A 23,231-nucleotide genomic window follows, 5' to 3' on the forward strand; every position below is an offset into this window, starting at 1 on the left:
CACGGAGGAACGACATGACCAGCCCTGAAACTCCCTCGACGCCGACCACATCGACGACGACGACCTCGACGACGAACGACGACGACGCATGGCAGGGCGGCCGCGTCGGCATCTGGCTGATCGGGGCTCGCGGCTCGATCGGCACGGTCGTCGCCGTCGGCCTGCACGCGATGCTCGCCGAGCTCGCCCCGCCGACCGGTTGCACGACCGCCGGTGAGGCCTTCGCCGACGTTCCGCTGCCCGCCTTCGGCGACCTCGTCATCGGCGGACACGACGTCACCACGACCCCGCTGCGCGAGCGCGCGCAGTTGATGGTCGACTCCGGAATGCTCGCCCACCGCTACCTCGCCGGCACCGAGGAGGCGCTGGCACGGACCGACGCCGAGATCCGCCCCGGGTACGACCGCGCGCAGCACACGGGCACGCAGGCCGAGGCCGTGCGGCGCATGGCCGCCGACATCACGGAGTTCCGTGACCGGCACGACCTCAGCCGCGTCGTGGTCATCGACGTCTCCTCGACCGAGCCGATTCCCGAAGACCATGTCGAGTACCACGACACCGCCCTGCTCGCCGCCGCCCTCGACGACCCTGCGCGGCCGCTGCTTCCCTCCAGTTCGATCGCCGCTCTCGCCGCGATCGAGTCGGGCAGCGCCTACGCCTGCTTCACCCCATCGGCCGGAATGAGCGTGCCGGCGCTTCGCGCCCTGGCCGCCGAGCGCGGCATCGCCTTCGCCGGGCAGGACGGCAAGACCGGCGAGACGCTCCTGCGCACTGCACTGGCCCCGATGTTCGTCGCGCGCGGCATGCGCGTGCTCTCGTGGACAGGCTCCAACATCCTCGGCGGCGGCGACGGCGCGACCCTCGCCGACCCCGAGGCCGTGCGCAGCAAGCTCGCGACGAAGACCCGCGGTCTCGTGAGCCTCGTCGGCGACCACGTCGTGGCCCCACTGCACATCGACAACGTGCCCGACCTCGGCGATCTGAAGACGGCATGGGATCACATCCACGCCGAGGGCTTCCTCTCGTCGCGCATCACGATGCAGACGATCTGGTCGGCCTATGACTCGATGCTCGCCGCACCGCTCGTGCTCGACATCGCCCGGCTCCTGTCGCTCGCAGCTGCCGACGGCCACCGCGGGGTCGTGCCCGAGCTCGGCTTCTTCTTCAAGGACCCGTGGGGCAGCGACGTGCACGACCTGTCGCAACAGGCCGCCGCGCTCGACGACTGGGCGCACGCCGCCGGCGCACGCGTGCGCGCCGGGGCGCAGAGCCAGGTGACGCCGGTATGACCTCGCCCGCCGACATCCTCGATCTCGTGCGCGCGCCGGCCGCGCTGACGGTGATCGGCGACACGTTGGCGGGCGGACACGCCGGTGGCGCACGCTTCACCGGCCGCAGCTGGCTGCTGCCCGCGGCATCCGTGCTGCTCTACAGCGGCGGCATGGCGCTGAACGACTACGCCGATCGAGACCTCGACGCCGAGGAGCGGCCCGAGCGGCCGATTCCGTCGGGCCGGGTCTCGGCGCGAGGCGCGCTCGCGGTCGTGAGCGGATGCTTCGCGGCAGGTGTCGCGCTCGCGGCCGCGGGCGGCGGGCGACGGGGGCTCGGCGTCGCGGTTCCGCTCGTCGGGGCGATCGTGCTCTACAACACGGTGGCGAAGTCGACGCCGTTCGGGCCGCTGTCGATGGCCGCGTGCCGCGGACTCGACGTGATGCTGGGTGCCGGCGGGGCGAGCAGGGCGGTTCCCGCCGCCGCGACGCTCGCGCTGCACACGGCCGGCGTCACGCTGCAGTCGCGCGGCGAGGTGCACGGCGGATCGGTCGGCGTCGCGGGCGCGAGCCTCGCCGTCACCGCGCGAGCGCGCAGCGCTGCGCAGCCACCGGCGACCGCGGCGCCATCGATGCACGCCCGGCGGAGCGATCGACGGCGTGGCGGGTCGGCTCGACGCTCGCCACCATCGCGGCGAGCGCCGCCTACGTCGCCGCGACCGTGCCGACGCAGTTGCGCACGCTCGACGACCCGTCGGCGGGCAACGTGCGCACCGCGACGCGCGCGGGGCATCGGCGGGATGATCCCGCTCCAGGCCGCCCTCGTCGCCCGCACCGGAGCGCTCGGCTCGGCCGCGCTCCTCGCGGGCGCCGACCTCGCGCGACGGGCGCTCGGCTCGCGCCGCAAGCGGGGCGACGTCACATGACCGGCTTCAGCATCGGCTACGGCACCAATGGATTCGCCGACCACACCCTCGACGACACCCTCACCGTGCTCGAGGCCAACGGGTACGGCGCGCTGGCGTTGACACTCGGCCATCCGCATCTCGACCCATTCGCCCGCGATGCGTTCGAACGCGCCGCACACCTTCGCGAGCGCCTCGACGAACTCGGCTGGCCGGTCGTCGTCGAGACCGGCAGCCGCTACCTGCTCGACCCCTTCGTGAAGCATCGTCCGACGCTCGTCGATCGCGAAGCCGAGCCGCGGCTGCGATTCCTCGGCCGGGCCGTCGAGCTCGCGGCGGTGCTCCGCGCCGACTGCGTCTCGCTCTGGTCGGGGGTCGTGCCCGGCGACGTCGCGCCCGACGATGCCTGGTCGATGCTGACGGGGCGCATGCGCGAGGTGGTCGCCCTCGCCGACGGGGCAGGCGTGCGCCTCGGCTTCGAGCCCGAGCCCGGGATGCTCGTCGAGACGGTCGCCGACGCACTGCGGCTGCGCGACGAGCTCGGCCGGCCCGAGGCATTCGGGATCACCGTCGACCTCGGCCACTGCGTCGCGGTCGAGCCCGAAGGGGTCGTCGGCGCGCTCCGGGCCGCGGGCGCGCTGCTCGTGAACGTGCAGGTCGACGACATGATGCCCGGGGTGCACGAGCATCTCGAACTCGGCGAGGGGCGGCTCGACCTCACCGCGGCCCTCTCCACCCTGAACGAGATCGGATACCGGGGCGTGGCGGCCATCGAGCTGCCGCGCCACTCGCACGATGCGCCGGGCGCCGCAGCCCGAGGCATCCGTGCCATTCGCGACGCACTGGAGGAACGATGACCCACCCATGGACGATCAGCGCGGTCGGCACCGTGGCCGCCGAGCCGCAGCGCATCTCGGTGCTGTTCCCCGCTGCAGGGCGCTCGGTCGGGCGCGATCCGATCGAGCCCGAGCACGATCCGCTCGGCCTCGTGCACGGCACCGACGATGACCTGGCCCGCGCGGCACTCGTGCGGGCGCTCATCGACGCCGTCGACGCCGAGACCGCGGCCGGCACCGTCACCGAGCTCTACCGCCACGGCGACGACGCCGAGCGGCGCGGCGTGCTGTGCGGGCTGAATGCCGCGGTGCTGAATGCCGCAGCACTGAACACCGAGCCCGTGCCCGCGCTCGCAGCGCCGATCGTCGCAGCCGGCCGCGACCTCGTCGCCGATGCCCTCCGCACGAACGACCCGCGCCTCGTCGCCGCGGCGCTCGGCGACTTCGCGGCCCGGGAGCTCGACCAGCACGGCTGGCGTCACGGCGTGCTGAAGGCGCTCTTCATGGGAATCCCGCTCGAGGCCGTCTCGGGCATCGACGATCGAGCCGACGCCGAGCTCGCGCGCATGGCCGCTGCGCTCATCGCCGAGCGGCGCGCAGCCGGCCGCGACATCAGCGCCGACATGACCCGTCTCGCCACGATCCACACCACGCCGGGAGGCTGACCATGCGAATCTTCGACCCGCACATCCACATGAGCGCCCGCACCACGAACGACTACGCGGCGATGTACCAGGCGGGCGTGCGCGCCGTCGTCGAACCGGCCTTCTGGCTCGGGCAGCCCCGCACGAACGTCGGCAGCTTCACCGACTACTTCGACGGGTTGATCGGCTGGGAACGGTTCCGCGCGGCGCAGTACGGCATTCGTCATCACTGCACGATCGGCCTGAATCCGAAGGAGGCGAACGACCCGCGCTGCCGCGAGGTGCTGGGCGTGCTGCCGCGCTACCTCGCAAAAGACGGCGTCGTCGCGGTCGGCGAGCTCGGCTACGACTCGATGACTCCCGAAGAGGACGAGGTCTTCGTGGCCCAGCTCGCGCTCGCCCGCGAGTTCGAGCTGCCCGCGATGGTGCACACGCCGCACCGCGACAAGGCGGCGGGCACCCTGCGCACGCTCGACGTGATCCGCGACGCCGGCATCGCCCCTGAGCTGGTCGTCGTCGACCACCTCAACGAGACGACGGTGGCGGCGGTCGCCGACAGCGGCTGCTGGATGGGCTTCTCGATCTACCCCGACACGAAGATGGACGAGGCGCGCATGGTCGCGATCCTGCGCGAGCACGGCACCGAGCGGATGCTGGTGAACTCGGCCGCCGACTGGGGCAACTCCGACCCGCTCAAGACCCGCAAGACCGGGCAGGCCATGCTCGATGCCGGCTTCACCGACGACGAGGTCGACGTGGTGCTCTGGCAGAACCCGGTCGCCTTCTACGGGCAGAGCGGGCGGCTGCACCTCGACCCGGTGCCCGGCTTCGATGATGCGACGACGGATGTCTCGGGCGCGACCTTCGAGGGCAACTCCGTGCTGCGCGGGGCGAAGGCCTGATGGAACTGTCGTACTGCACCAACGTGCACCCGGCCGAAGACCTCGACGGCGTGCTCGAACAGCTCGACGCCTTCGCCGGGCCGGTGCGCGTGCAGGCCGGTCTCGACCGGCTCGGCGTCGGGCTGTGGCTGCCGGCCGAACTCGCCCGCCGGCTCGCATCGAGCGCAGCCGATCGGGCGCGGGTGCGCGAGCGGCTGGGCGCCAACGGGCTCGTGCTGCTCACCGTCAACGCCTTCCCCTACAGCGGGTTCCACGCCGACGTCGTGAAGCTCGACGTGTACCGACCCGACTGGACCGACCCGCGCCGCACGGCCTACACGCTCGACTGCGCGCGTGTGCTCGCCGAACTGCTGCCCGCCGGGGCATCCGGAAGCATCTCGACGCTGCCGCTCGGCTGGCGCGATCCGTGGACGCCCGACGACGACGCTCGCGCGACCGAAGCGCTCGTGCACGTCTCCCGCGAGCTCAGAGCGCTGCGCGAGGAGACCGGTCGCACCGTACGCCTCGCGATCGAACCCGAGCCCGGCTGCACGCTCGACACCGTCGACGACGTCGTGCGCTGGCTCGAACCGCGCCTGGCCGAGGGCATCGACCCCGAGTTCGTCGGCATCTGCCTCGACACCTGCCACCTGGCCGTCTCGTTCGCCGACCCTGCCGCCGCCGTGCGGCAGATCGCCGGCGCGGGCCTGCGCGTCGTGAAGGTGCAGGCCTCGGCCGCGCTGCATGTCGAGCGCCCCGGCGACCCTGCCGGCCGCGACGCCGTCGCCGCCTTCGTCGAGCAGCGCTACCTGCACCAGACCCGTGAGCTCACCGCCGACGGTTCGGTGCTCGCCGCCGACGACCTGTCTGAAGCACTCACCGATCTGCCGGCCGACGGGCCCTGGCGGGTGCACTTCCACGTGCCGCTGCATCTCGCGCCGAGCGCACCGATCTCCGCGACGACCGAGGTGCTGCGCGCCGCCGTCGAGGCCGTGCATGGCATCCCGCACGGCGCCGAGGCGCACCTCGACATCGAGACCTACACCTGGAGCGTGCTGCCGGGCGCCCCCCGCGACCTCGTCGCCGGCATCGCCGCCGAACTGCGCTGGGCGGCCGACGAGCTGCTCGCCGACCCGCCCCGTTCCGCTCCCGCTCGCTCGTTCTCGGAGGTTCGCTCGTGACATCCGTTCTGCTGCTCGACGTCGTCGGGCTGACGCCCCGCGCGCTCTCGCACATGCCCCGGCTCCGCGCCATGGCGGGCGCGGGCGCGCAGACCGGACTCGGCACCGTGCTGCCCGCCGTGACCTGCAGCGTGCAGTCGACGATGCTCACCGGGCTCGCCCCTGCGCAGCACGGCATCGTCGGCAACGGGTGGTACTTCCGCGACCAGGGCGAGGTGCACCTGTGGCGCCAGCACAACCGGCTCGTGCAGGGCGAGAAGGTCTGGGAGACGGCCCGGCGCACGCAGCCCGGGTTCACCGCCGCGAACATCGGCTGGTGGTACGCGATGGGGGCGACCACCGACATCACCGTCACCCCGCGCCCGATCTACCACGCCGACGGCCGCAAGTCGCCCGACGCCTACGTGCGGCCGCCGGCGCTGCACGACGAGCTCGTCGGCGCCCTCGGCGAGTTCCCGCTCTTCCAGTACTGGGGGCCGACCGCATCCATCGTGTCGACCCGGTGGATCGTCGAGGCCACGCGCAAGGTCATGCGCGAGCAGCGCTCCGACCTCGTGATGGCCTACCTGCCGCACCTCGACTACGACCTGCAGCGCTTCGGGCCCGACGCCCCCGAGGCCGACCGCGCCGCCGCGGAGCTCGACGCGGCGCTCGCCCCGCTGCTCGACGATGCGGCCGCGGCGGGCGTCACCGTGATCGCGGTCGCCGAGTACGGTATCGCCGGCGCGCGGCATCCGGTCGACATCAACCGGGCGCTGCGGCGCGAGGGGTTGCTGGAGGTCTACACGCAGGACGGCCGCGAACAGCTCGACCCGTGGACGTCGCGGGCCTTCGCCGTGGCCGACCATCAGGTCGCGCACGTCTACGTGCCCGATGACGCCGATCTCACCCGGGTCCGCGAGATCCTCCGCGCGCTTCCCGGCGTCGACGAAGTGCTCGACCGCGCCGAGCAGGCGCGCTACGGCATCGACCACGAGCGGTCGGGCGAACTCGTCGTCATCGCCGAACCGGGCGCCTGGTTCACGTACTACTACTGGCTCGACGACGACCGTGCACCCGAGTTCGCACGCGGCGTCGACATCCACCGCAAGCCGGGCTACGACCCGGCCGAGCTCTTCCTCGACCCCGCCGACCGGTTCGCGAAGGCGAAGGCGGGCCTCGGCCTCGTGCGCAAGAAGATCGGCCTGCGGTACGCGATGAACGTCGTGCCGCTCGACCCCTCGTGCGTGCGCGGCACGCACGGCCGGATTCCCGACGGCGTCGCCGAAACTCCGCTGCTGTTGTGCTCCGACGCGAACCTGCCGTTCTGGACGTCTGCGGGCGAGATCGTGCCGGCGGCGAACGTGCGCGACCTCGTGCTGCAGGCGTCGGGCGTCTCGACGGCATCGGGGGTGGCGCCGTGACCGCGGGTGACGCCGCGCGCGGCGGCGCGCTGAGCGGCGCGGCCGGTGGCTTGAGCGGCGCGCTGAGCGGCGTTGGCGGTGGCGCCGTGACCGCGGCATCCGAGCAGGTGGTGCTGCTCGACCCCGCGGGCGCACCGATCGGCGCGATGGATAAGGCCGCCGTGCACACCGCCGACACCCCGCTGCACCTCGCCTTCTCGTGCTACGGCTTCGACTCGGGCGGGCGGATGCTGCTGACCCGGCGTTCGCTGCACAAGCGCACCTGGCCCGGCGTCTGGACCAACACCGCCTGCGGGCACCCGGCGCCCGGCGAGCCCGGCGACGACGCGGTTCGCCGCCGGCTGCGCACCGAGCTCGGCGTGGAGCCCGTGTCGCTGCGGCTCGCTCTTCCGGGCTTCCGCTACCGCGCGATCGCGGCCGACGGGATCGTCGAGAACGAGGTCTGCCCGGTCTACGTGGCGGAGCTGACGGGCGATCCCTCACCGGCATCCGATGAGGTCATGGACTGGCACTGGGTCGATCCGTCGGCCTTCGCGCGCTCGATCGAGGAGGCCCCCTACCTGGTCAGCCCGTGGAGCGTGCTGCAGATGCGCGAGCTCGCGGCCGGGGGCTTCCTGCCCGGCGTCACGCCCCCGGCGCGGCAGCGCTGACCTCGCGTCGGAGGTCTCGAGTGCCGTCGGAGGCACTGGATCGGCGGCGCTGACTTCGCGTCGGAGGTCTCGAGTGCCGTCGGAGGCACTGGATCGGCGACCTCCGACGAGATTCAGTTCCTCCGACGAGATTCACGTCCCGGCGGCGACTCCGCCGGGGGTCGCGACGCCCTGCTCGAACTCGACGCCCGCGACATCCGTGAACCGGCCCTTCATGACGGCGATCGCCTCGGGATTCTCGTCGACGAGCACGAAGCGGCGGCCGAGCGTCGCGGCGACCGCGCCGGTGGTGCCGCTGCCCGCGAAGAAGTCGAGCACCCAGTCGCCCTCGCGCGTCGACGCCTGCACGATGCGGCGGAGGATGCCCTCGGGCTTCTGCGTCGGGTACCCCGTCTTCTCACGCCCGCCGGGCGAGACGATCGTGTGCCACCAGACGTCGGTCGGCAGCTTGCCCAGGGCCGCCTTCTCGGGCGTCACGAGCCCCGGCGCCATGTACGGCTCACGGTCGACGGCGGTCGAGTCGAACCAGTACTTCTTCGGGTTCTTCACGTACACGAGGATCGTGTCGTGCTTCGTCGGCCACTTGCGTTTCGTCTTCGCGCCGTAGTCGTAGGCCCAGATCAGCTCGTTGAGGAAGCACTCGCGCCCGAACAGCGCGTCGAGCAGCACCTTCGCGTAGTGCGCCTCGCGGTAGTCGAGGTGCAGGTAGAGCGTGCCGTCGTCGGCGAGCAGGCGCCAGGCCTCGACCAGGCGCGGCTCGAGGAACGCCCAGTAGTCGTCGAAGCGGTCGTCGTAGCGCAGCAGGTCGCCGCGGATGCGCTCGTAGCGCTTGCCTGCGAAACCGGTGATGGTGCCGGATGCGGCCGGCCCCGCGACATCCGCTGCGATCTCGTCGCCCGCCGCCCCGTCGGGAAGCCGCACGTGACGGGTCGACTGTCGCGCCTGCGCTCGGCCGGTGTTGAACGGCGGATCGAGGTAGACGAGCGTGAAGCGCCCGTCGGGGAGGGTCGGCAGCACGGCGAGGTTGTCCGCGTGGATGATGCGGTTCGGCTCGTCGGGGCTCACGCGCTCCAGTCTGTCAGCTGGCGCGCGTGTCGGCCTCGTGGACCGCGGCGCGCGCGGTCAGACGGACCGCGGCGCGAGCGGTCAGACGGACCCCGGCGCGCGCGGTCAGACGGACCGCGGCGCGCGCGGTCAGACGTCGAGGCGGATCGAGCCGCGGAAACGGTCTTCGGGCGCGGGCTCAGCGGCATCCGCGCCGTCGTCGGCGAAGGCGATGCCCTTATCGCCGTCGCCCGGCACCGGCGCTGGAACCGGGAGCCGGCTCTCCCGCTCGAGTTCGATCTGCGCCTCGTGCTTGCGCGGCGCGAAGACCTCGTCGCCGATCATCAGCACGCCGCCACCGCCGCCACCGCGCTTGGTCTTGTCGGAGAGGTCGATCCAGCCCCGCCGCACCGCGAATGCCACGAAGGCGAGCACGACGGCGGCGATCAGGAGCCACATCCACCAGTCCACCCGGCGAGTCTAACCGGGATCCCTGAGCCTTCCCCCGCCCCACCCCCACAGCTCTTCTCAGGAGATTTTCGTCGGGTTCGGCTGTCACAACCCGATTTCTCCTGAGAAGCGACCTGTTCAGGAGGGTGGTTCTTGAAAAAGGTGGAAGGGGCGGGCGAGGTCAGGGCACGCGGTAGAGCCACTCGCTCGTCGAGAACTTCGACTCGACGAGCGCCTCGGCCTCGGCGAGTTCGTCGGCGGTCACCGTGCCGGGCGTCGCCCCGTACAACGTCGCGAACGTCTGCTTCAGGCTCTCGATGATCGCCGCCCGTGACAGCCCCGTCTGCGAACGCAACGGGTCGACGCGCTTCGCCGCGCTGGCGATGCCCTTGTCGCTGATCTTCTCGCGCCCGATGCGCAGCACCTCGAGCATCTTCTCGTTGTCGAGGTCGTAGGCCATCGTCACGTGGTGCAGCACGCTGCCCGCGCCGAGCCGCTTCTGCGCGGCGCCGCCGATCTTGCCGGCGGGGCTCGCGATGTCGTTCAGCGGCTGGTAGGTCGCCTCGATGCCGAGCTCACGCAGCCCCTGGAGCACCCAGTCGTCGAGGAACGCGTAGGAGTCGGCGAAGCTCATGCCCTGCACGAGTTCGGCCGGCACGTAGAGCGAGTAGGTGACGACGTTGCCCTTCTCCATCATCATCGCGCCGCCCCCCGAGACGCGGCGCACGACCTCGAACCCGTGCTTCTCGGCGCCCTCGGGGTCGACCTCGTTCTTCACCGACTGGAAACTGCCGATGACGACGGCCGACTCGTCCCATTCCCAGAAGCGCAGCGTGGGCCTCCGGCGGCCCTCGCCGACCCTGGTCGCGAGCACCTCGTCGAGGGCGAGATGCGTGCGCGGCGGCACAGCCGCACCGTGCACGATCTCCCAGTCGTACGCGGCCCAGCTCGTGGCATCCGTCATCGCCCGGCGCACCGCAACCGCGACCGCCTCGGCAGAGAAGCCGAGCATGACCGCGTCGCCCCGAAGTCCGGTCGTGATCGCCGCGGTGATCTGCTTGGCATCGGATGCCGCGGGCAGCCCCTCGAGCGCCCGGTCGATGTCGCCCAGCGCCTCGTCGGGCTCGAGGAAGAAGTCGCCCGCGACACGCGGATTCGCGATCACGCCATCGACCACGTCGAAGTCGACGACGACGAGCTTGCCACCGGGCACCTTGTATTCACCGTGCATGCGGTACAGCCTACGGATGTCGGCACCGACCCGCCCGGAGAACGAGGCGGGCGCGTAGCATCGGTCGTAGGGGGCAGAGATGACGACGTTCTACCTGGCACGCCACGGTGAGACGATTTGGCACGCCGACCACAGGTACGCGGGCAACTCGGATGTCCCGCTGACGCGCCACGGTCTCGGCCAAGCTGCCGCACTCGGTGCGTGGGCGGTCGACGCCCGGCTCGACGCGATCGTGGCCTCACCGCTCAGCCGCGCACGGCGTTCGGCCGCGCCATCCGTCGAGACGACCGGGCTCTCCCTGCGCATCGACGACCGGCTCGTCGAGATCGACTTCGGCGACGGCGAAGGGCTCACCCCGGCGGAACTCGCCCGAGCGGTTCCCCGACGAGTGGGCCGCCTTCGGCGAGGCGCCGGCGTCGAACCCGCTGCCCGGCGGCGAGAGCGGCCGTGCCGGCATCGCCCGCGCGCTCCCGGTGTTCGATGAGCTCGTCGAGGAGTTCCCCGAGGGCCGCGTGCTCATCGTCGGGCACGCGACGCTCATCAGGCTGCTGTTCTGCGAGCTCGCCGGCATGGACCCCGACGGCTATCGCGACCTGCTGCCGGTGCTCGGCAACTGCTCGGTGACCACGATCGTCTACCCGTGGGCGACCGAGTCGCGGGCCGCCCACCACCCGCGCATCAGGCTGCTCGGTTTCGACGTGCCGCCGAGCCCGCGCAGCGATCTGACGTGTGGGTTCTCGCGTACCCTGTCGTCTTCTCGATGAGTTGTCGCGTACTTGGCGAATCGACGACGGGAGTCGGACGTTCTCAAGATCAGCTGGAATGCAGTCGGGGCAGACCCTCGCAGTAGTCGCCTCGTCATCGCGCCTCCTCGGAAACCAACGACATCAGATTGGACGCAGACCTCATGGACGACGAGGTTGGCAGCTGGCCGGGGGCGAGTTCGCGATTGCTTCGGCTTCACAATAAGTCGTCCGCCGGTTCCAGCCCACCTTCGTACTGTGATCAGAGAAGCGACAGGCTTGGGGCGAACGTGCGGTGAGGATCGTGCCGAGGCGATGGTCCTGAGGCCTGCTTGCCAGCGGATACCAATTCTTGGTACTGTTGCGGTATGGCTCATAATACCTCGATCAGCCTGGACGACCACTTCTCGGACTTCCTCTCGCGAGAGGTCTCGTCGGGGCGTTTCCGATCCAGCAGCGAGGTCGTCCGCGCCGGCCTCCGGCTGCTCGAGGATCAGGAGACGCAACTTGCCGCTCTGCGTGCTGCCCTCGTCGCCGGCGAGAATAGCGGCGAGCCAGAGGCGTTCGACTTCGACGCCTTCATCGCAGCGAAGAAGTCGTGAAGGGCTACCGGCTTACACCGGCGGCGCAACGAGACCTCTCCTCGATCTGGAACTTCACCCAGGAGCGCTGGGACGCCAATCAGGCGGAGACCTACGTGACTGAGATCAGAGCAGCGATCGAGCGCATCGCCGACGACCCCAGGCGCGGACGCAACTGCGATGAGATCCGCGAGGGATACCGTCGGTACAGCATCGGCAGCCACCTGCTGTTCTACGTCGAGAGCGCCGACGGCGTGGATGTAATCCGGATCCTGCATCAGCGCATGGATCCGACACGACACCTGTGAGACACCGCTGACGGATCCGTTTGCGGGCGGCGGTTGCGATCGCTGGATCTGATGGAGGCCGCTACGTTGCGGGGAGCCAGAGGGTCATCCGAAGGGTTTCATCGGGCAGGTGCAGCACCTCGTACTGGCGGGCGACCACTCCAGTGTCGGTGCGGATGTGTGTGACGGAGCCGCGTCGTCGTTCGACGACGTGTTCGCCCCACCATTCGGCGAACTGGGGGCTCCGGTCGCGGAGTTCGTGAACGATCGCTTGCAGATCAGGGTTGCGGAGGTCGTCGGAGTTCGCGGCTCGGAGCTGTGCGACGGCGCCACGCGCGATTGGTTCCCACTCGACGAAGACCTGGCGGGCTCGTGGATCCGTCAACAGGTACCGGCACGTGTTGCGGTCCTCGGGTGCGAGCTCGGCGAACCCGTCGTAGAGGGCAAGGCCCTCGGCGTTCACGGCGACCATGTTGCTCAGCCGATCGAGAACGTACGCAGGGTTCGGCGAGAGGGCGTCGACCATGGCGGACATCCGCGCGCCGAGCGGTGCGCTTTCGGCCCGTGCCGCGCGGCTCGACGGGCCGGCCCGGCGGAGGTGGAGTAGGTGCTCTCGTGCGTCGGGTGAGAGGTGGAGTGCTCGGGCGAGTGCGTTCACAACGGACTCGCTCGGGTTGCTCTCGCGACCCTGCTCGAGGCGCGTGTAGTAGTCGACGCTGATTCCTGCGGCGGTGGCTACCTCTTCGCGCCGCAGCCCCGGGAGGCGGCGCCGACCGGAGTCGTTCGCGTGCGCCGGCGCGAGACTCGCATCCGCCCGCCTCGCACGGAGGAAGTCCCCGAGTTCACTGGGCACGCGGCCTCCTTCGGCTCCGGGATGGGTAGGTGTGGCGCTCCTATGAACAGTACGGTCTTCCCAGTCGGCAGGATGCCGCGGAGGCTGGAGGCAACCGCACTCCAGTCCTGAGGAACCGCATGTCGACCTACACCCACGGCCACCACGAATCGGTGTTGCGCTCGCACCGCTCACGCACCGCGTTGAACTCGGCGGCGTATCTTCTCCCGCTGCTCAAGCCGACCGACCGGCTTCTGGATGTCGGCGCAGGCCCGGGCACGATCACCGTGGATCTCGCCGAGGTCGTCGATGCCGTGACCGCGACCGAGGTCGGGCTTGAGGAACTCCGACTCACCCGCGCGACCGTCGCAGAGCGGGGCGCTACGAATATCCACTTGCAGGTCGCCGACGTGCACGCTCTCGAGTTCCCGGATGCCTCGTTCGAGGTCACTCACGTGCACCAGGTGCTCCAGCACGTGGCCGACCCGGTACAGGCGCTCCGAGAACTGGCGCGCGTGACGGCACCCGGCGGCATCGTCGCAGCACGCGACAGCGACTACAGCGGCTTCTGCTGGTGGCCCCGCCTCCCCCTCCTCGACAAGTGGCTCGACCTGTACCGCACCGCCGCGCGCGCGAACGGCGGCGAGCCCGACGCCGGGCGCCGCCTTCTCTCCTGGGCACACGCAGCAGGACTCACCAACGTCACAGCGACCTCAAGCACCTGGTGCTACGCAACAGAGAAGGAACGAGCCTGGTGGGGCGGAATGTGGGCCGACCGTATCCTCGACTCAGCCATCGCGCGTCAGATCACCAGCACCGGGCTCGCGACTGCCGCTGAACTCCAGGAGATCAGCGAGGCATGGAAAGAGTGGGCCGACGACGAGGACGGTTGGTTCTCCATCCTCCACGGCGAGATCATCTGCCACGTGCCCTGACCCGCGCGCGGACCCCGCACCACCGACGTCGCAAATGCGATCAACCTGCGGACCTCGCTTGACGGTTACCGGGTGCCCGCCCGTTGGGCAATGATCGCTGCCTGCGGCCGCTGGCCCGTCGTCGTCCTGACGTGAGATTCGACCACATCGAAGCCGGCGGCGAGTAGTTCGTCGCTGAGATCTCCAACTGGCCAGCGGTATGCCGGGGTGACTGCGTGATCGAACCGCTCAACCACGGCACCCTCGAAGAACCCGATGAGCAGCGTGCCTCTCGGGCTGAGTGCGCGACGGAACTCCCTCAAAGGCTGGCGTATCGTGCCGGGGTCATGATGGATGAGGGAGTACCAAGAGAGGACGCCGCCAACCGTTTCCGTTTCGCAGTCGAGATTGTCGAGGTCGCCGACCTCGAATGGAACGCCTGGGTATTCGCGCCGGGCACGTTCGATGAATTCGCGCACCAAATCCACGCCGCTGGCAGTCAGCCCGAGTTCAGTGAGGAAGTTGGTCCATTGGCCAGGGCCGCAGCCGGCATCGATCACGCGACCTTCGATCCCTTGCGCCCAAGTCGATACAAGTTGACAATCTGAGGGATGAACGGGGCTCATCGAGCCGAAGAGAGCGGTGTACTCCACTGCCCGCCGGGAGTACGCGCAGCTGACCTTGCTGATCACACGCTCGCGTCTATGGAAACCGCCGACGCCGCCCGAAAGCCGATGGGTATCCGGGCATGTCTGGACGTTCAAATCCCCTGACATGATCGTCCAATGGACATCGCGAGAATGGGCCAAGAGGTCGAGGAAGTCTCGGCGTTCTATGCCGAGCGGCACAACATCGACCGAACAGACGACTGGCTGATGTTAAAGCTGAACGAGGAGGTCGGAGAGCTCACGCAGGCCTACCTCGCACGAGCAGGTCAGGCGCGTGACAAAGGACGAAGCGATCACGAACTCGATGCGGACTTCAGCGAAGAGTTGGCTGACGTACTCGCTCAGGTGCTCCTCATCGCGAATCGCTTCGGCGTTGACCTTGCCAGCCAGGTCGACCGAAAGTGGCTCGTCTGGAAGCCATCCCGATAGCCGATCGCTGAGCGCACATGGTGGTGCGCTGCAGTGGTTCCGGTGCCAGCGGCGAACTGCCGCTGCAGGCGCCGATCACGGTGTCCGGCGGCGGCGCCGGATGATCGCGATCCCGATCAGCACCAGCCCGTGAGGCGCTACGGACTCCGCTGCCCCCGCGCCCGACTTCTCTCAACGTTGTCGCGTGCGGGCGATGGCTTCCGCAGTATCGTCGCCCGTTTCGCCCGCGAACAGCTGGGTGGCGAGAGTCTCAGCGAGCCAGGTCTCGAAGCGGTCGACCGGCCAGCCTGAGCCCACCACCAGCTCCCCGTAGACTCCCGGCGCCGCGAACGCACGATAGACGGCCTGGGCGTCGTCGAGCGGCATTGAAAGGTGCACCTCGATCGACGCGATGAGCCGATCCATCACGCGGTTGCGGCCGCGCAGCTTCGCGCGAAGCAGATCGCGGGTCTCGGCATCCTCATCCATCGCCGCATCGAGGATGCGCACGACGTCGAAGTCAGTGGAGTACAGCTTCGTGAGCCACATCGCCGCCCCGCGGAGACGAAGAAGCGGGTCCGGCTCGTCGAGCACGGTTTGCGCCAGCGGCCGCGCGCTGGCCCGCTCGAGCCAGCGGTCGCAGATCACGTTGAGGATCTCGCGCTTGGTGCCGAATACCGCATAGACGGTGCGGTTTCCGACGCCGGCCTCCCGGGCGATCGCATCCATGCTCGTGGCGGAGTACCCGTGGGTCGCGAAGAGGTGCTGCGCGGCATCCGCGATGCGCAGCTTCGTCGCCTCGGCCTGTTCTTGCCGATACGCCGAGGTCGACCTCTTGACACGCGGCTCCATGGAGTTCAGAATATCCACTGTACTCAATGCATGCCTACTGCATCGGATACAGCATTACTGCAAGGAGGGCGAAATGAACACCAATCGCACGCCCGAGGTCCAGATGCTCGAGCGCATGCTCACGGAGGGCTTCGCCACCGGCGACACCGCGATCGTCGACGAACTCTGCGCGCCCGACTTGATCGAGCACCAGTTCGGGATGACGGGGGTCGGCGAAGACGCGATCCAGAAGGTGAAGCGCGGAATCGAGCAGGTGCACCAGGGTATGCCCGACATCAGCTTCACCGTCGAGGACTGGGCCCAGGTCGGAGACATCGTCTGGATGCGCGCGGAGGCCACCGGCACCAACACGGGTCCGTTCTTCGGTCCTCCCACCGGCCGCACGGTGCGACTCACCGTCATCGATATCGCGCGCGTGGTCGATGGCCGGATCGTCGAACATTGGGGTGTTCCCGACAGATTCGCCATCCTGGTCCAGAGCGGCCGCCTCGACGAGCTGTTGCCTCCGCGCAAGGAGCACGGGGCGACGACGGATGCCGCCGAGCAGCCAGTTCCCTTGGCGCCCGTCGTCGCCTGAACGGATCGGGATCCCAATCGGCGACCCGATGGATGCTTTGGACGACGACAACGATCCAGACGTGTGCGAGTCACGATCCGCTTGCGGTCGTTCAGGGCTTGCGGCCTCCGGTGCGCACGGGACTCCATGCCCTTCGGCGTGGAACCCACATGACTGCGCAGCCGCGACTCCCGCCGGCACGCAGCGTGCTCAGTCGACGGCGAAGCGCTCGTCGAGCCAGCTGATGAGGTCGGCGCGCACCTCGACGCGATTGGTCTCCTTGAAGACCTCGTGCCGGGCGCCCTCGTAGACGATGAGGTGCGCGTCGACGAGACCGCAGCGGCGCACGTAGTCACGCAGCAACGCGAGGGAGCTCCGTTCGCCCGCGACCGGGTCGTCGCCACCGACCATGATGAGCAGCGGCAGCTCGCTCGGGATGCGCTTCGACGGTCGGGTCATGAGCGTGAACGACTGCGGCCATCCGAACAGCTGTTGCAGTGTGCGATCCGTCGTGTACGGGTCGGCCATGAAGTCGCGAGCGACCTGCGGGTCGCGGCTCAGCCACTCGACCGGCGTGCCGTCGGGCCGAGCGAACCCCTTGTTGAGGTTGCCGAGGTTCGTGTAGCCGAGTTGCAACCACGCGGATCCGGTGAGCACGACGGCGTCGTATCGGTCGGGATGCCGGTTGACGACGTGCTGCGTCATGAACGAGCCCCACGAGTGCCCGAGGATCACGAGCGGCACGTCGTCGCCCTCTGCCTCGCGGATGACCTCGCCGAATCGCTCGACGCCGGCGATCGCCGCGCGCATGCCGCCCGGCCCGGGCCGGCCCATACGGGTGAGGTCGCCTCCGTGCTGCTCGAAGCCCGTCTGCCCGTGACCGCGATGGTCATCGGCCCAGACCGTGTAGCCCGCCGCGTTCAGCGCCGCGATGAGCTCCTGGTACCGGCCGATGTGCTCGCCGATGCCGTGCGCGAGCTGCACGACGGCATGCGGCTCGTCGACGCGCCACGACTCGTAGTGGATCCGGACCCCGTGCGCATCGGTGAAGGTCGCCATGCCGCCATTGAATCACGACTCATGTTCCGAAACCCCTTGACCGCGGCGACTCTGAAGTGATCAGATATGAGCGTTTCTCCCTGATTAACGTCATATGCAGTCAATGGTGAAAGTGAGCAATGATGGTCATCCACCGTACGACCCGAACACGCCGGGGCTCTCGAGCCCCGGCGATCGTCATGGGAACCGCCTTCGCAGTCCTGGCAACCGTCGGCATCAGCCCGGCCATGGCGGCCCCCGGGGCGCCGGCCGCTGAGCCCCCGGCCGCGCCGACCCAGGCCACGGCGACCCCGGCCGCGGCGCCCCAGGCCGCCACGGCCTCCGCGGCGACGACGCCGATCACCCCGAAGCCCGTGACCCCAGAGGTCGCCGTCGACCCAGCCGGCACCCCGGTGGGCGCGATCGGCGACGTGCAGCAGGATGGCGCGAGCGTCACGCTCACCGCTGCCGGCGGCGCGATGCGGGTGACCTTCCTCGACGAGGCGACCTTCCGTTTCGAGGCCGACCCGAGCGGCAGCTTCACCGACCCGGCGAACACGCCGCAGGGCGACCCGGAGCGCACGGCCGACATCGTCGTCGGCACCGACAGCTTCGAGGCCGCCGACGTCACCGTCACCGACGGCGACACGATCACCATCGCCACCGAGGCCGTCTCGGTGGTCGTCGACCGCGCCACCGGCCGATCGAGCGCGACTCGTGCCGACGGCTCCGTCATCTGGTCGGAGACCGCGCCCATCACCTTCGGCGCCTCGTCGGCGACCCAGCACCTGGCCGCAGTCGACGGCGAGCAGTTCCTCGGCGGCGGCATGCAGAACGGCCGCTCCATCCACACCGGCGCCACCATCAACATCGCCGCCAACTTCGACTGGGACGATGACGGCTACCCGAACGCCGTGCCGTACTACATGTCGTCCAACGGCTACGGCGCACTGCGCAACACCTTCGCGCGCGGCAGCTACGACTTCGCCGCACACACCACGACGCACCAGGAGCGGCGTTTCGACGCCTACTACTTCGTGGGCGACTACAAGCAGTCGCTCGACTCGTACACCCAGCTCACCGGGCGCCCGATGATGCCGCCCGTCTACGGGCTCGAGTACGGCGACGCCGACTGCTACAACCGCGGCAACCCGACGTACACGGCCTACAAGGATCCGGCGAAGCTGCGCACGCCGCAGGCGCTCGACTTCGCCAAGGGCTTCGTCGACAACGACATGCCCGCCGGCTGGATGCTCGTCAACGACGGGTACGGATGCGAGTACGAGGAGTTGCCCGCCACGGTCGACGCGATCGAAGCAGAAACGGGGCTGAAGACCGGCCTCTGGACCCAGCGCTCGCTCACGAACCAGGAGTTCGAGGTCGGCGAAGCCGGCGTGCGCCTGCGCAAGCTCGACGTAGCGTGGGTGGGCCAGGGCTACCGCCAGGCGCTCACCGGCTGCGAGTCCGCCCATGACGGCATCGAGCAGTACTCCGATGCGCGCGGCCAGGTGCTCATGGTCGAAGGCTGGGCAGGGTCGCAGCGCTGCGGCATGCAGTGGACCGGCGACCACTCGGGCAACCTCGACGCCGTGCGCTGGCAGGTCTCGGCGCTCACCGGCGCCGGCAACTCGGGCCTCGCGTTCACGACGGGCGACGTCGACGGCATCTTCGGCGGCTCGGCCGAGAGCTACGTGCGCGACCTGCAGTGGAAGGCCTTCGCTCCCGCGCTCTACTCCATGAGCGGCTGGGCGGCGACCGACAAGCGGCCGTGGCTCTACGGCGACGAGGCCACCGAGATCAACCGCGACTACCTGCAGCTCCGCCAGCGCCTGATGCCCTACATCTACACGCTCGCCGAGGAGTCGCACCGCACGGGCCTGTCGATGATGCGGTCGATCGCGATCGAGTACCCGAACGACCCCGGTGCCTACAGCGTCGAGGCGAACAACGAGTTCCTGCTCGGCGAGGACTTCCTCGTCGCGCCGGTGTTCACCGACTCCGACATCCGCAACGGCATCTACCTGCCCGCGGGCGATCGCTGGGTCGACTACTGGACCGGCACAGTTCACGAGGGCGGCAAGGTCATCAACGGCCACCCCGCTCCGCTCGACCGACTGCCGATCTTCGTGCGTGCCGGAGCACTGGTGCCGCAGGGCATCACCGCCCGCAACGCCTCCCTCGTGCCCGAGGACTCGCCCATCACGGTGACGGCGTACCCGCAGGGCGACTCCTCGTTCACGCTGTACGAAGACGACAAGGTCACGCAGGCTCACGCCGCCGGCGAGGCGAGCACGCAGCTCTTCGAGGTCAGCGCTCCGGCGGCCGCCGAAGAGGGCGACGTGACGATCGCGCTCGGCGAGCGCACGGGCGAGTACGACGGCAAGGCCGCCGAACGCGCCTACCGCCTCGAAGTGCACACCGGCTCCGAGCCGGCCGCGGCCTCGCTCGACGGCACCGCGCTCGAGCAGGTCGCCGACGCGGCGGAGCTCGACGGCCGCACCGGTTGGGCCTACGAGGGCGACCGCACGGGCGGCGTCGTGGTGGTCTCGACCGGCCGGCTCGCATCGGATGCCTCGGCGCAGGTCGTGCTCTCGGGCACGAGCGCCGTGGGCGGCCGCGATCAAGACGCCTCCGCGGCATCCGTCGATGTCACGCTCGAGGACCGCGTGTTCCAGGGCACGCAGACGACGGCGACCGCGACCTTCACGAACACCGGCTCGGCCGCGAAAGACGACGTGGTGCTCACTCCCGAGCTGCCCGAGGGCTGGAACCTCGTGTCGGCCACGGGCGAGTCGGCCGACCGGGTGGAGCCCGGCGCGTCGATGACCGCCGAGTTCGTGCTCGAGGTGACCGCCGAATCGGGCGCCGATCTGCAGACGGTCACCGTGACGGCGGCGTACACCTCGGCATCCGGTCAGCAGGTCGAGGTGTCGGGGGCGAACCAGCTCTACGTCGCCTACGGCTCGCTGCAGGGCGCGTTCAACGCGGTGTCGATCACCGATCTCGAGACGGCGACCGCCGGCAACTTCGACGGTGGCGGGGCATCCTTCTCGAAGGCGGCGCTCGAAGCGGCCGGCGTGACTCCCGGCGGCACCGTCACGGTGGGCACGGGCGATGCGGCGATCGAGTACACCTGGCCGACCCCGGTCGGCACGCCGAACTCGGTGACACCCACGGGGCAGACCATCGCCCTCTCGGGCCAGGGCACGCACCTCGCGATCCTCGCTTCGGCGGCCACCGGCGCCGGGGTGAACCCCGAGCTGACGATCAACTACACCGACGGCACGGTCGGGAAGCAGAACGTGTACATCCCGAACTGGTTGCTGCAGGCGTCTGGCCTGCAGGGCTCGACCGTCGCGATCACGTCGATGGGCCGCAACAGCGCCACGAACCCCGACGTGTACGAGTACCCGAACGGCAAGTACCAGGTGTACTCGAACCTCCTCCGCCTGAACCCGGGCAAGGAGGTCGCCTCGATCGTGCTGCCGAACGAGAGCCGCATGAAGATGTTCGACTGGCAGATCGTCGACCAGCCGCTGCCGGCGGTGCCGGCGGGCTCGGCCTGGGCCTCGGATCTCGACTGGCTGAGCGCCACCAACGGCTGGGGCGTCATCGGCAAGGATGTCGCGAACAAGGACGCGGCCTCGTCACCCGACCTGCCCCTGAAGATCAACTACACGGACCCCGACACCGGCACGTCGCCCGAGTACGAGAAGGGGCTCGGCGTTCACGCCCAGTCGAAGATCACCTACTACGTGGGCGGGTCGTGCTCGGCCTTCACCGCAGAGGTGGGACTCGAATCGGGCTTCGCCGGAAACGTGATCTTCAAGGTCGACACCGACGGCGTCAACCGGTATCAGTCGCGCACGTTCACGCCGGGCTTCGCCCCGGAGTCGGTGAACGTCGACCTGACCGGCGCGCAGTACGTCGACCTGATCGTCGAGGCGCCCGGCAGCATCAACGGCGCCCACGGCATCTGGGGCGACGCCCGGTTCACCTGCGACTCCGCGGGCCCCGAGGTGACGGTGACCGCCGACACCCGGTGCATCGCATCGAAGGCGTACTTGAGCGTCAAGGCGACCAACGAGGAGGACGCAGCCCTGGCCGTGAAGATGCAGTCGGAGTTCGGCGAGAAGTCGTTCGCGTCGGTCGCGGCCGGCAAGAACGCCGTACATGCGTTCTCGACCCGCACGGCGAACCTAGCGGCAGGTGAGGTCACCGTGACGGCGACCGCCTCCGATGGGGCGGTCACCACACGCACGGTGCCGTACGACGCGCGCAGCTGCGGCTAGCGGCCGACCTCTCCAGATGACGGATGCCCCGGGTCTCGGCCCGGGGCATCCGTCACTCTGCTCGGCCCGCGTCCGGCCTCCTGCCTCAGCGCGCCACGGTGCTCAGAGCGCCACGGTGCCGACGAGGTTGACCTGCACGCCGATGCGGTCGAGCATTGCGACCTTCGCCGTGAGGGCCCGGTCGGCGGTCTCGGCGTCGGGAGCGTAGACGAGCTGCACGTGGTTGGCCTTGTGACGGGCCATGAACTGGTCGCGGGTCACGTCGTGCAGCACGATGTGGGCGATCGGCCACTCGGGGTTGGTCGCCTGCTTTCGGCGCTCGGTCTCCGCTGCCGGAAGCTCGGCAACGGTACCGCGGAAGACGTCGGCCTGCAGGATGCCGTCGGCGATGAACACGCGCGAGAGCACGACCTCGCCGGGCTTCGACACCCCGTTGATCGTCGCGCCGCCCGCAGGGAAGAACACGGGGTCCTGGCGCCAGCCCTCCGCGTGCTGCCAGCCATCGAGGTGGGAGGCCGGCACCGAGCCCGAGATCTCGTACACCCAGACGAACTCGCCGTCGTACTCCTCGCCCCAGCGCACGTCGTGCAGGGTGTTGTCGGGCACGAGCCCCATCGCGCTCCAGACGCGATCGGTGATGAGCGCGTCGACGGCGACCCCTTCATCGGCCTCGTTGAAGTGGGGGAACGCGCGGCCGGCGTGGAGCTCGCGCGAACCGTCGCGCGAGAACACGGGGGGCCGCTCGGTGGAGTTCAGCACGCCCTCGGCGAGGTCTGATGCCGGCACGAGGTTCTTCAGCCCCTGCTGGTACTGGATGCCGACGGCGTCGAGGCCGAAGTCGTCGGCGATGCGTAGGGCCGCGATGTACATCTTCATCTGCCAGCGCACCTGCTCTGCCGTGAGCTCGGTCGCATCGTCGGTGCCGAAGCGGAAGGACATGCCGCGCCCGACGAGCCAGTCGCGAGCGGCATCGGCGTCGGCATCCGGCACGGTCAGCATCTCGGCGTAGAGCGCCGACTGCGAGAGCCGTTCCTTGTAGATGCCGAGCTGGTTCAGCAACTCGTCGTCGAACACCGCGTTGTACATGCCCATGCAGCCCTCGTCGAAGACGCCGATGATCGCCTTGTCGGCCAGCAGCTGGTCGCCGAGGGCACGGCCGAGGCGCACCTCGGGGGTGTCGGGCAGTTCGGGCAGCGCCCGCACGTGCGAGGCGTCGTGGGTGATGCGCCCGGTCTCGACCCATTCGCGGAGCCCGTCTCTGAACCACTCGTCGGTGAAGTCGACCGACCAGATCGTCGAGTACGGCGTGCCCATCTTCGTCAGCCCGGCGTTCAGGCCGAGGAGGCCGACGAGACCCGGCCAGTCGCCCACGAAGTTCGCGACGGTGAGGATGGGGCCGCGATGGGTGCGCAGACCCGCCAGCACATGGTGCGAGTACTGCCACACCGCCTCGGCGACGATGAGCGGGGGCATCGACCGGAATCGCCGTGAACACCTCGAGCCCCATGCGCTGGCTCGAGATGAACCCGTGCCCGGTGGCCGGATCGACGCCGTTCGCACGAACGAC

General features: G+C 69.7%; 22 protein-coding genes and 1 pseudogene. 15 read left to right on the plus strand and 8 right to left on the minus strand.

Going from position 1 to position 23,231, the window contains the following annotated elements; genetic code table 11:
- The first annotated feature begins 14 nt into the window (after positions 1–14).
- The 8 genes from FHG54_RS00665 to idi all read left to right on the plus strand — a co-directional run bounded on the left by FHG54_RS00665 (position 15) and on the right by idi (position 7,768).
- A complete protein-coding gene (locus FHG54_RS00665) occupies positions 15–1,289 on the plus strand; it encodes an inositol-3-phosphate synthase (protein WP_139415441.1) in 1,275 nt (424 codons plus the stop codon).
- Positions 1,286–2,194, plus strand: coding sequence for an SCO3242 family prenyltransferase (locus FHG54_RS00670; protein WP_210415447.1), 909 nt, complete (start codon positions 1,286–1,288; stop codon positions 2,192–2,194). Before FHG54_RS00665 ends, FHG54_RS00670 begins: the two co-directional genes overlap by 4 nt.
- Positions 2,191–3,030: a sugar phosphate isomerase/epimerase family protein gene (locus FHG54_RS16445; protein ID WP_210415448.1), complete on the plus strand. Its 840-nt coding sequence runs from the start codon at positions 2,191–2,193 to the stop codon at positions 3,028–3,030. The genes FHG54_RS00670 and FHG54_RS16445 overlap by 4 nt, the downstream gene beginning before the upstream one ends.
- Positions 3,027–3,674 carry an EboA domain-containing protein gene (locus tag FHG54_RS16450; protein WP_210415449.1) on the plus strand — a complete coding sequence of 216 codons (648 nt, stop codon included), beginning with the start codon at positions 3,027–3,029 and terminating at the stop codon, positions 3,672–3,674. Before FHG54_RS16445 ends, FHG54_RS16450 begins: the two co-directional genes overlap by 4 nt.
- A gap of 2 nt (positions 3,675–3,676) precedes the next feature.
- Positions 3,677–4,555 carry a TatD family hydrolase gene (locus FHG54_RS00680; protein ID WP_139415442.1) on the plus strand — a complete coding sequence of 293 codons (879 nt, stop codon included), beginning with the start codon at positions 3,677–3,679 and terminating at the stop codon, positions 4,553–4,555.
- Entirely contained in the window at positions 4,555–5,715 is a 1,161-nt protein-coding gene (gene eboE, locus FHG54_RS00685) for a metabolite traffic protein EboE (RefSeq protein WP_139415443.1), read from the plus strand. The genes FHG54_RS00680 and eboE overlap by 1 nt, the downstream gene beginning before the upstream one ends.
- Entirely contained in the window at positions 5,712–7,118 is a 1,407-nt protein-coding gene (locus FHG54_RS00690; protein WP_139415444.1) for an alkaline phosphatase family protein, read from the plus strand. The genes eboE and FHG54_RS00690 overlap by 4 nt, the downstream gene beginning before the upstream one ends.
- 146 nt (positions 7,119–7,264) lie before the next feature.
- Positions 7,265–7,768, plus strand: a complete 504-nt coding sequence (gene idi, locus FHG54_RS00695) for an isopentenyl-diphosphate Delta-isomerase (protein ID WP_233437922.1) — start codon at positions 7,265–7,267, stop codon at positions 7,766–7,768.
- A gap of 132 nt (positions 7,769–7,900) precedes the next feature.
- Here the strand turns inward: idi and FHG54_RS00700 are convergent, their stop codons facing one another.
- The 3 genes from FHG54_RS00700 to FHG54_RS00710 form a co-directional block, all read right to left on the minus strand.
- Complete coding sequence (locus FHG54_RS00700; protein WP_415858787.1) at positions 7,901–8,833, minus strand: DNA-methyltransferase; 933 nt, start codon at positions 8,831–8,833, stop codon at positions 7,901–7,903.
- A 129-nt stretch (positions 8,834–8,962) separates the two neighbouring features.
- Positions 8,963–9,283 carry a hypothetical protein gene (locus FHG54_RS00705; RefSeq protein ID WP_139415446.1) on the minus strand — a complete coding sequence of 107 codons (321 nt, stop codon included), beginning with the start codon at positions 9,281–9,283 and terminating at the stop codon, positions 8,963–8,965.
- 160 nt (positions 9,284–9,443) lie between these two features.
- Entirely contained in the window at positions 9,444–10,493 is a 1,050-nt protein-coding gene (locus tag FHG54_RS00710; protein ID WP_139415447.1) for a lipoate-protein ligase LplAB, read from the minus strand.
- Positions 10,494–10,572: 79 nt separating this feature from the next.
- On the opposite strand from FHG54_RS00710, the pseudogene FHG54_RS16565 reads away from it, so the two are divergent.
- From FHG54_RS16565 to FHG54_RS00725, 3 genes and pseudogenes are all read left to right on the plus strand, one after another.
- Positions 10,573–11,257 (plus strand): annotated as a pseudogene (locus FHG54_RS16565) (histidine phosphatase family protein).
- 347 nt (positions 11,258–11,604) lie between these two features.
- A complete protein-coding gene (locus tag FHG54_RS00720) occupies positions 11,605–11,838 on the plus strand; it encodes a type II toxin-antitoxin system ParD family antitoxin (RefSeq protein WP_139415448.1) in 234 nt (77 codons plus the stop codon).
- Positions 11,835–12,125, plus strand: coding sequence for a type II toxin-antitoxin system RelE/ParE family toxin (locus tag FHG54_RS00725; RefSeq protein WP_139415449.1), 291 nt, complete (start codon positions 11,835–11,837; stop codon positions 12,123–12,125). The genes FHG54_RS00720 and FHG54_RS00725 overlap by 4 nt, the downstream gene beginning before the upstream one ends.
- A gap of 61 nt (positions 12,126–12,186) precedes the next feature.
- On the opposite strand, the gene FHG54_RS00730 is transcribed toward FHG54_RS00725, so the two are convergent.
- Positions 12,187–12,957 (minus strand): helix-turn-helix transcriptional regulator, encoded by a 771-nt coding sequence (locus FHG54_RS00730; RefSeq protein ID WP_168197046.1) that lies wholly within the window; start codon positions 12,955–12,957, stop codon positions 12,187–12,189.
- Positions 12,958–13,076: 119 nt separating this feature from the next.
- Between FHG54_RS00730 and FHG54_RS00735 the strand changes: the two genes are divergently transcribed.
- Positions 13,077–13,871: a class I SAM-dependent methyltransferase gene (locus tag FHG54_RS00735; RefSeq protein ID WP_139415451.1), complete on the plus strand. Its 795-nt coding sequence runs from the start codon at positions 13,077–13,079 to the stop codon at positions 13,869–13,871.
- A gap of 65 nt (positions 13,872–13,936) precedes the next feature.
- On the opposite strand, the gene FHG54_RS00740 is transcribed toward FHG54_RS00735, so the two are convergent.
- Positions 13,937–14,542, minus strand: a complete 606-nt coding sequence (locus FHG54_RS00740; RefSeq protein WP_210415451.1) for a class I SAM-dependent methyltransferase — start codon at positions 14,540–14,542, stop codon at positions 13,937–13,939.
- Positions 14,543–14,635: 93 nt separating this feature from the next.
- Here FHG54_RS00740 and FHG54_RS00745 point away from each other — a divergent pair, with 93 nt between their 5' ends.
- A complete protein-coding gene (locus tag FHG54_RS00745) occupies positions 14,636–14,947 on the plus strand; it encodes a MazG nucleotide pyrophosphohydrolase domain-containing protein (RefSeq protein ID WP_139415453.1) in 312 nt (103 codons plus the stop codon).
- A 171-nt stretch (positions 14,948–15,118) separates the two neighbouring features.
- On the opposite strand, the gene FHG54_RS00750 is transcribed toward FHG54_RS00745, so the two are convergent.
- Entirely contained in the window at positions 15,119–15,655 is a 537-nt protein-coding gene (locus FHG54_RS00750; protein ID WP_233437819.1) for a TetR/AcrR family transcriptional regulator, read from the minus strand.
- A 52-nt stretch (positions 15,656–15,707) separates the two neighbouring features.
- Here FHG54_RS00750 and FHG54_RS00755 point away from each other — a divergent pair, with 52 nt between their 5' ends.
- Positions 15,708–16,355 carry an ester cyclase gene (locus FHG54_RS00755; RefSeq protein WP_233437820.1) on the plus strand — a complete coding sequence of 216 codons (648 nt, stop codon included), beginning with the start codon at positions 15,708–15,710 and terminating at the stop codon, positions 16,353–16,355.
- A gap of 189 nt (positions 16,356–16,544) precedes the next feature.
- Here the strand turns inward: FHG54_RS00755 and FHG54_RS00760 are convergent, their stop codons facing one another.
- Entirely contained in the window at positions 16,545–17,393 is an 849-nt protein-coding gene (locus tag FHG54_RS00760) for an alpha/beta fold hydrolase (protein WP_139415455.1), read from the minus strand.
- A gap of 179 nt (positions 17,394–17,572) precedes the next feature.
- Here FHG54_RS00760 and FHG54_RS00765 point away from each other — a divergent pair, with 179 nt between their 5' ends.
- On the plus strand, positions 17,573–21,664 hold the full coding sequence (locus FHG54_RS00765) for an NPCBM/NEW2 domain-containing protein (protein WP_168197047.1): 4,092 nt from the start codon (positions 17,573–17,575) through the stop codon (positions 21,662–21,664).
- 102 nt (positions 21,665–21,766) lie between these two features.
- On the opposite strand, the gene FHG54_RS00770 is transcribed toward FHG54_RS00765, so the two are convergent.
- A complete protein-coding gene (locus FHG54_RS00770; RefSeq protein WP_233437821.1) occupies positions 21,767–23,137 on the minus strand; it encodes a fucose isomerase in 1,371 nt (456 codons plus the stop codon).
- Positions 23,138–23,231: the final 94 nt, after the last annotated feature.

The organism is Agromyces laixinhei (assembly GCF_006337065.1).
Taxonomy (GTDB): domain Bacteria; phylum Actinomycetota; class Actinomycetes; order Actinomycetales; family Microbacteriaceae; genus Agromyces; species Agromyces laixinhei.

Coding starts and splice junctions, on each gene's coding strand:
- FHG54_RS16445 (WP_210415448.1), top strand. CDS start 2,191: ATGACCGGCTTCAGCATCGGCTACGGCACCAATGGATTCGCCGACCAC.
- FHG54_RS16450 (WP_210415449.1), top strand. CDS start 3,027: ATGACCCACCCATGGACGATCAGCGCGGTCGGCACCGTGGCCGCCGAG.
- FHG54_RS00735 (WP_139415451.1), top strand. CDS start 13,077: ATGTCGACCTACACCCACGGCCACCACGAATCGGTGTTGCGCTCGCAC.
- FHG54_RS00665 (WP_139415441.1), top strand. CDS start 15: ATGACCAGCCCTGAAACTCCCTCGACGCCGACCACATCGACGACGACG.
- FHG54_RS00670 (WP_210415447.1), top strand. CDS start 1,286: ATGACCTCGCCCGCCGACATCCTCGATCTCGTGCGCGCGCCGGCCGCG.
- FHG54_RS00750 (WP_233437819.1), bottom strand. CDS start 15,655: ATGGATGCGATCGCCCGGGAGGCCGGCGTCGGAAACCGCACCGTCTAT.
- FHG54_RS00760 (WP_139415455.1), bottom strand. CDS start 17,393: ATGGCGACCTTCACCGATGCGCACGGGGTCCGGATCCACTACGAGTCG.
- FHG54_RS00770 (WP_233437821.1), bottom strand. CDS start 23,137: ATGCCCCCGCTCATCGTCGCCGAGGCGGTGTGGCAGTACTCGCACCAT.
- eboE (WP_139415443.1), top strand. CDS start 4,555: ATGGAACTGTCGTACTGCACCAACGTGCACCCGGCCGAAGACCTCGAC.
- FHG54_RS00755 (WP_233437820.1), top strand. CDS start 15,708: ATGCGCAGCTTCGTCGCCTCGGCCTGTTCTTGCCGATACGCCGAGGTC.
- FHG54_RS00745 (WP_139415453.1), top strand. CDS start 14,636: ATGGACATCGCGAGAATGGGCCAAGAGGTCGAGGAAGTCTCGGCGTTC.
- FHG54_RS00710 (WP_139415447.1), bottom strand. CDS start 10,493: ATGCACGGTGAATACAAGGTGCCCGGTGGCAAGCTCGTCGTCGTCGAC.
- FHG54_RS00720 (WP_139415448.1), top strand. CDS start 11,605: ATGGCTCATAATACCTCGATCAGCCTGGACGACCACTTCTCGGACTTC.
- FHG54_RS00765 (WP_168197047.1), top strand. CDS start 17,573: ATGGGAACCGCCTTCGCAGTCCTGGCAACCGTCGGCATCAGCCCGGCC.
- FHG54_RS00680 (WP_139415442.1), top strand. CDS start 3,677: ATGCGAATCTTCGACCCGCACATCCACATGAGCGCCCGCACCACGAAC.
- idi (WP_233437922.1), top strand. CDS start 7,265: ATGGATAAGGCCGCCGTGCACACCGCCGACACCCCGCTGCACCTCGCC.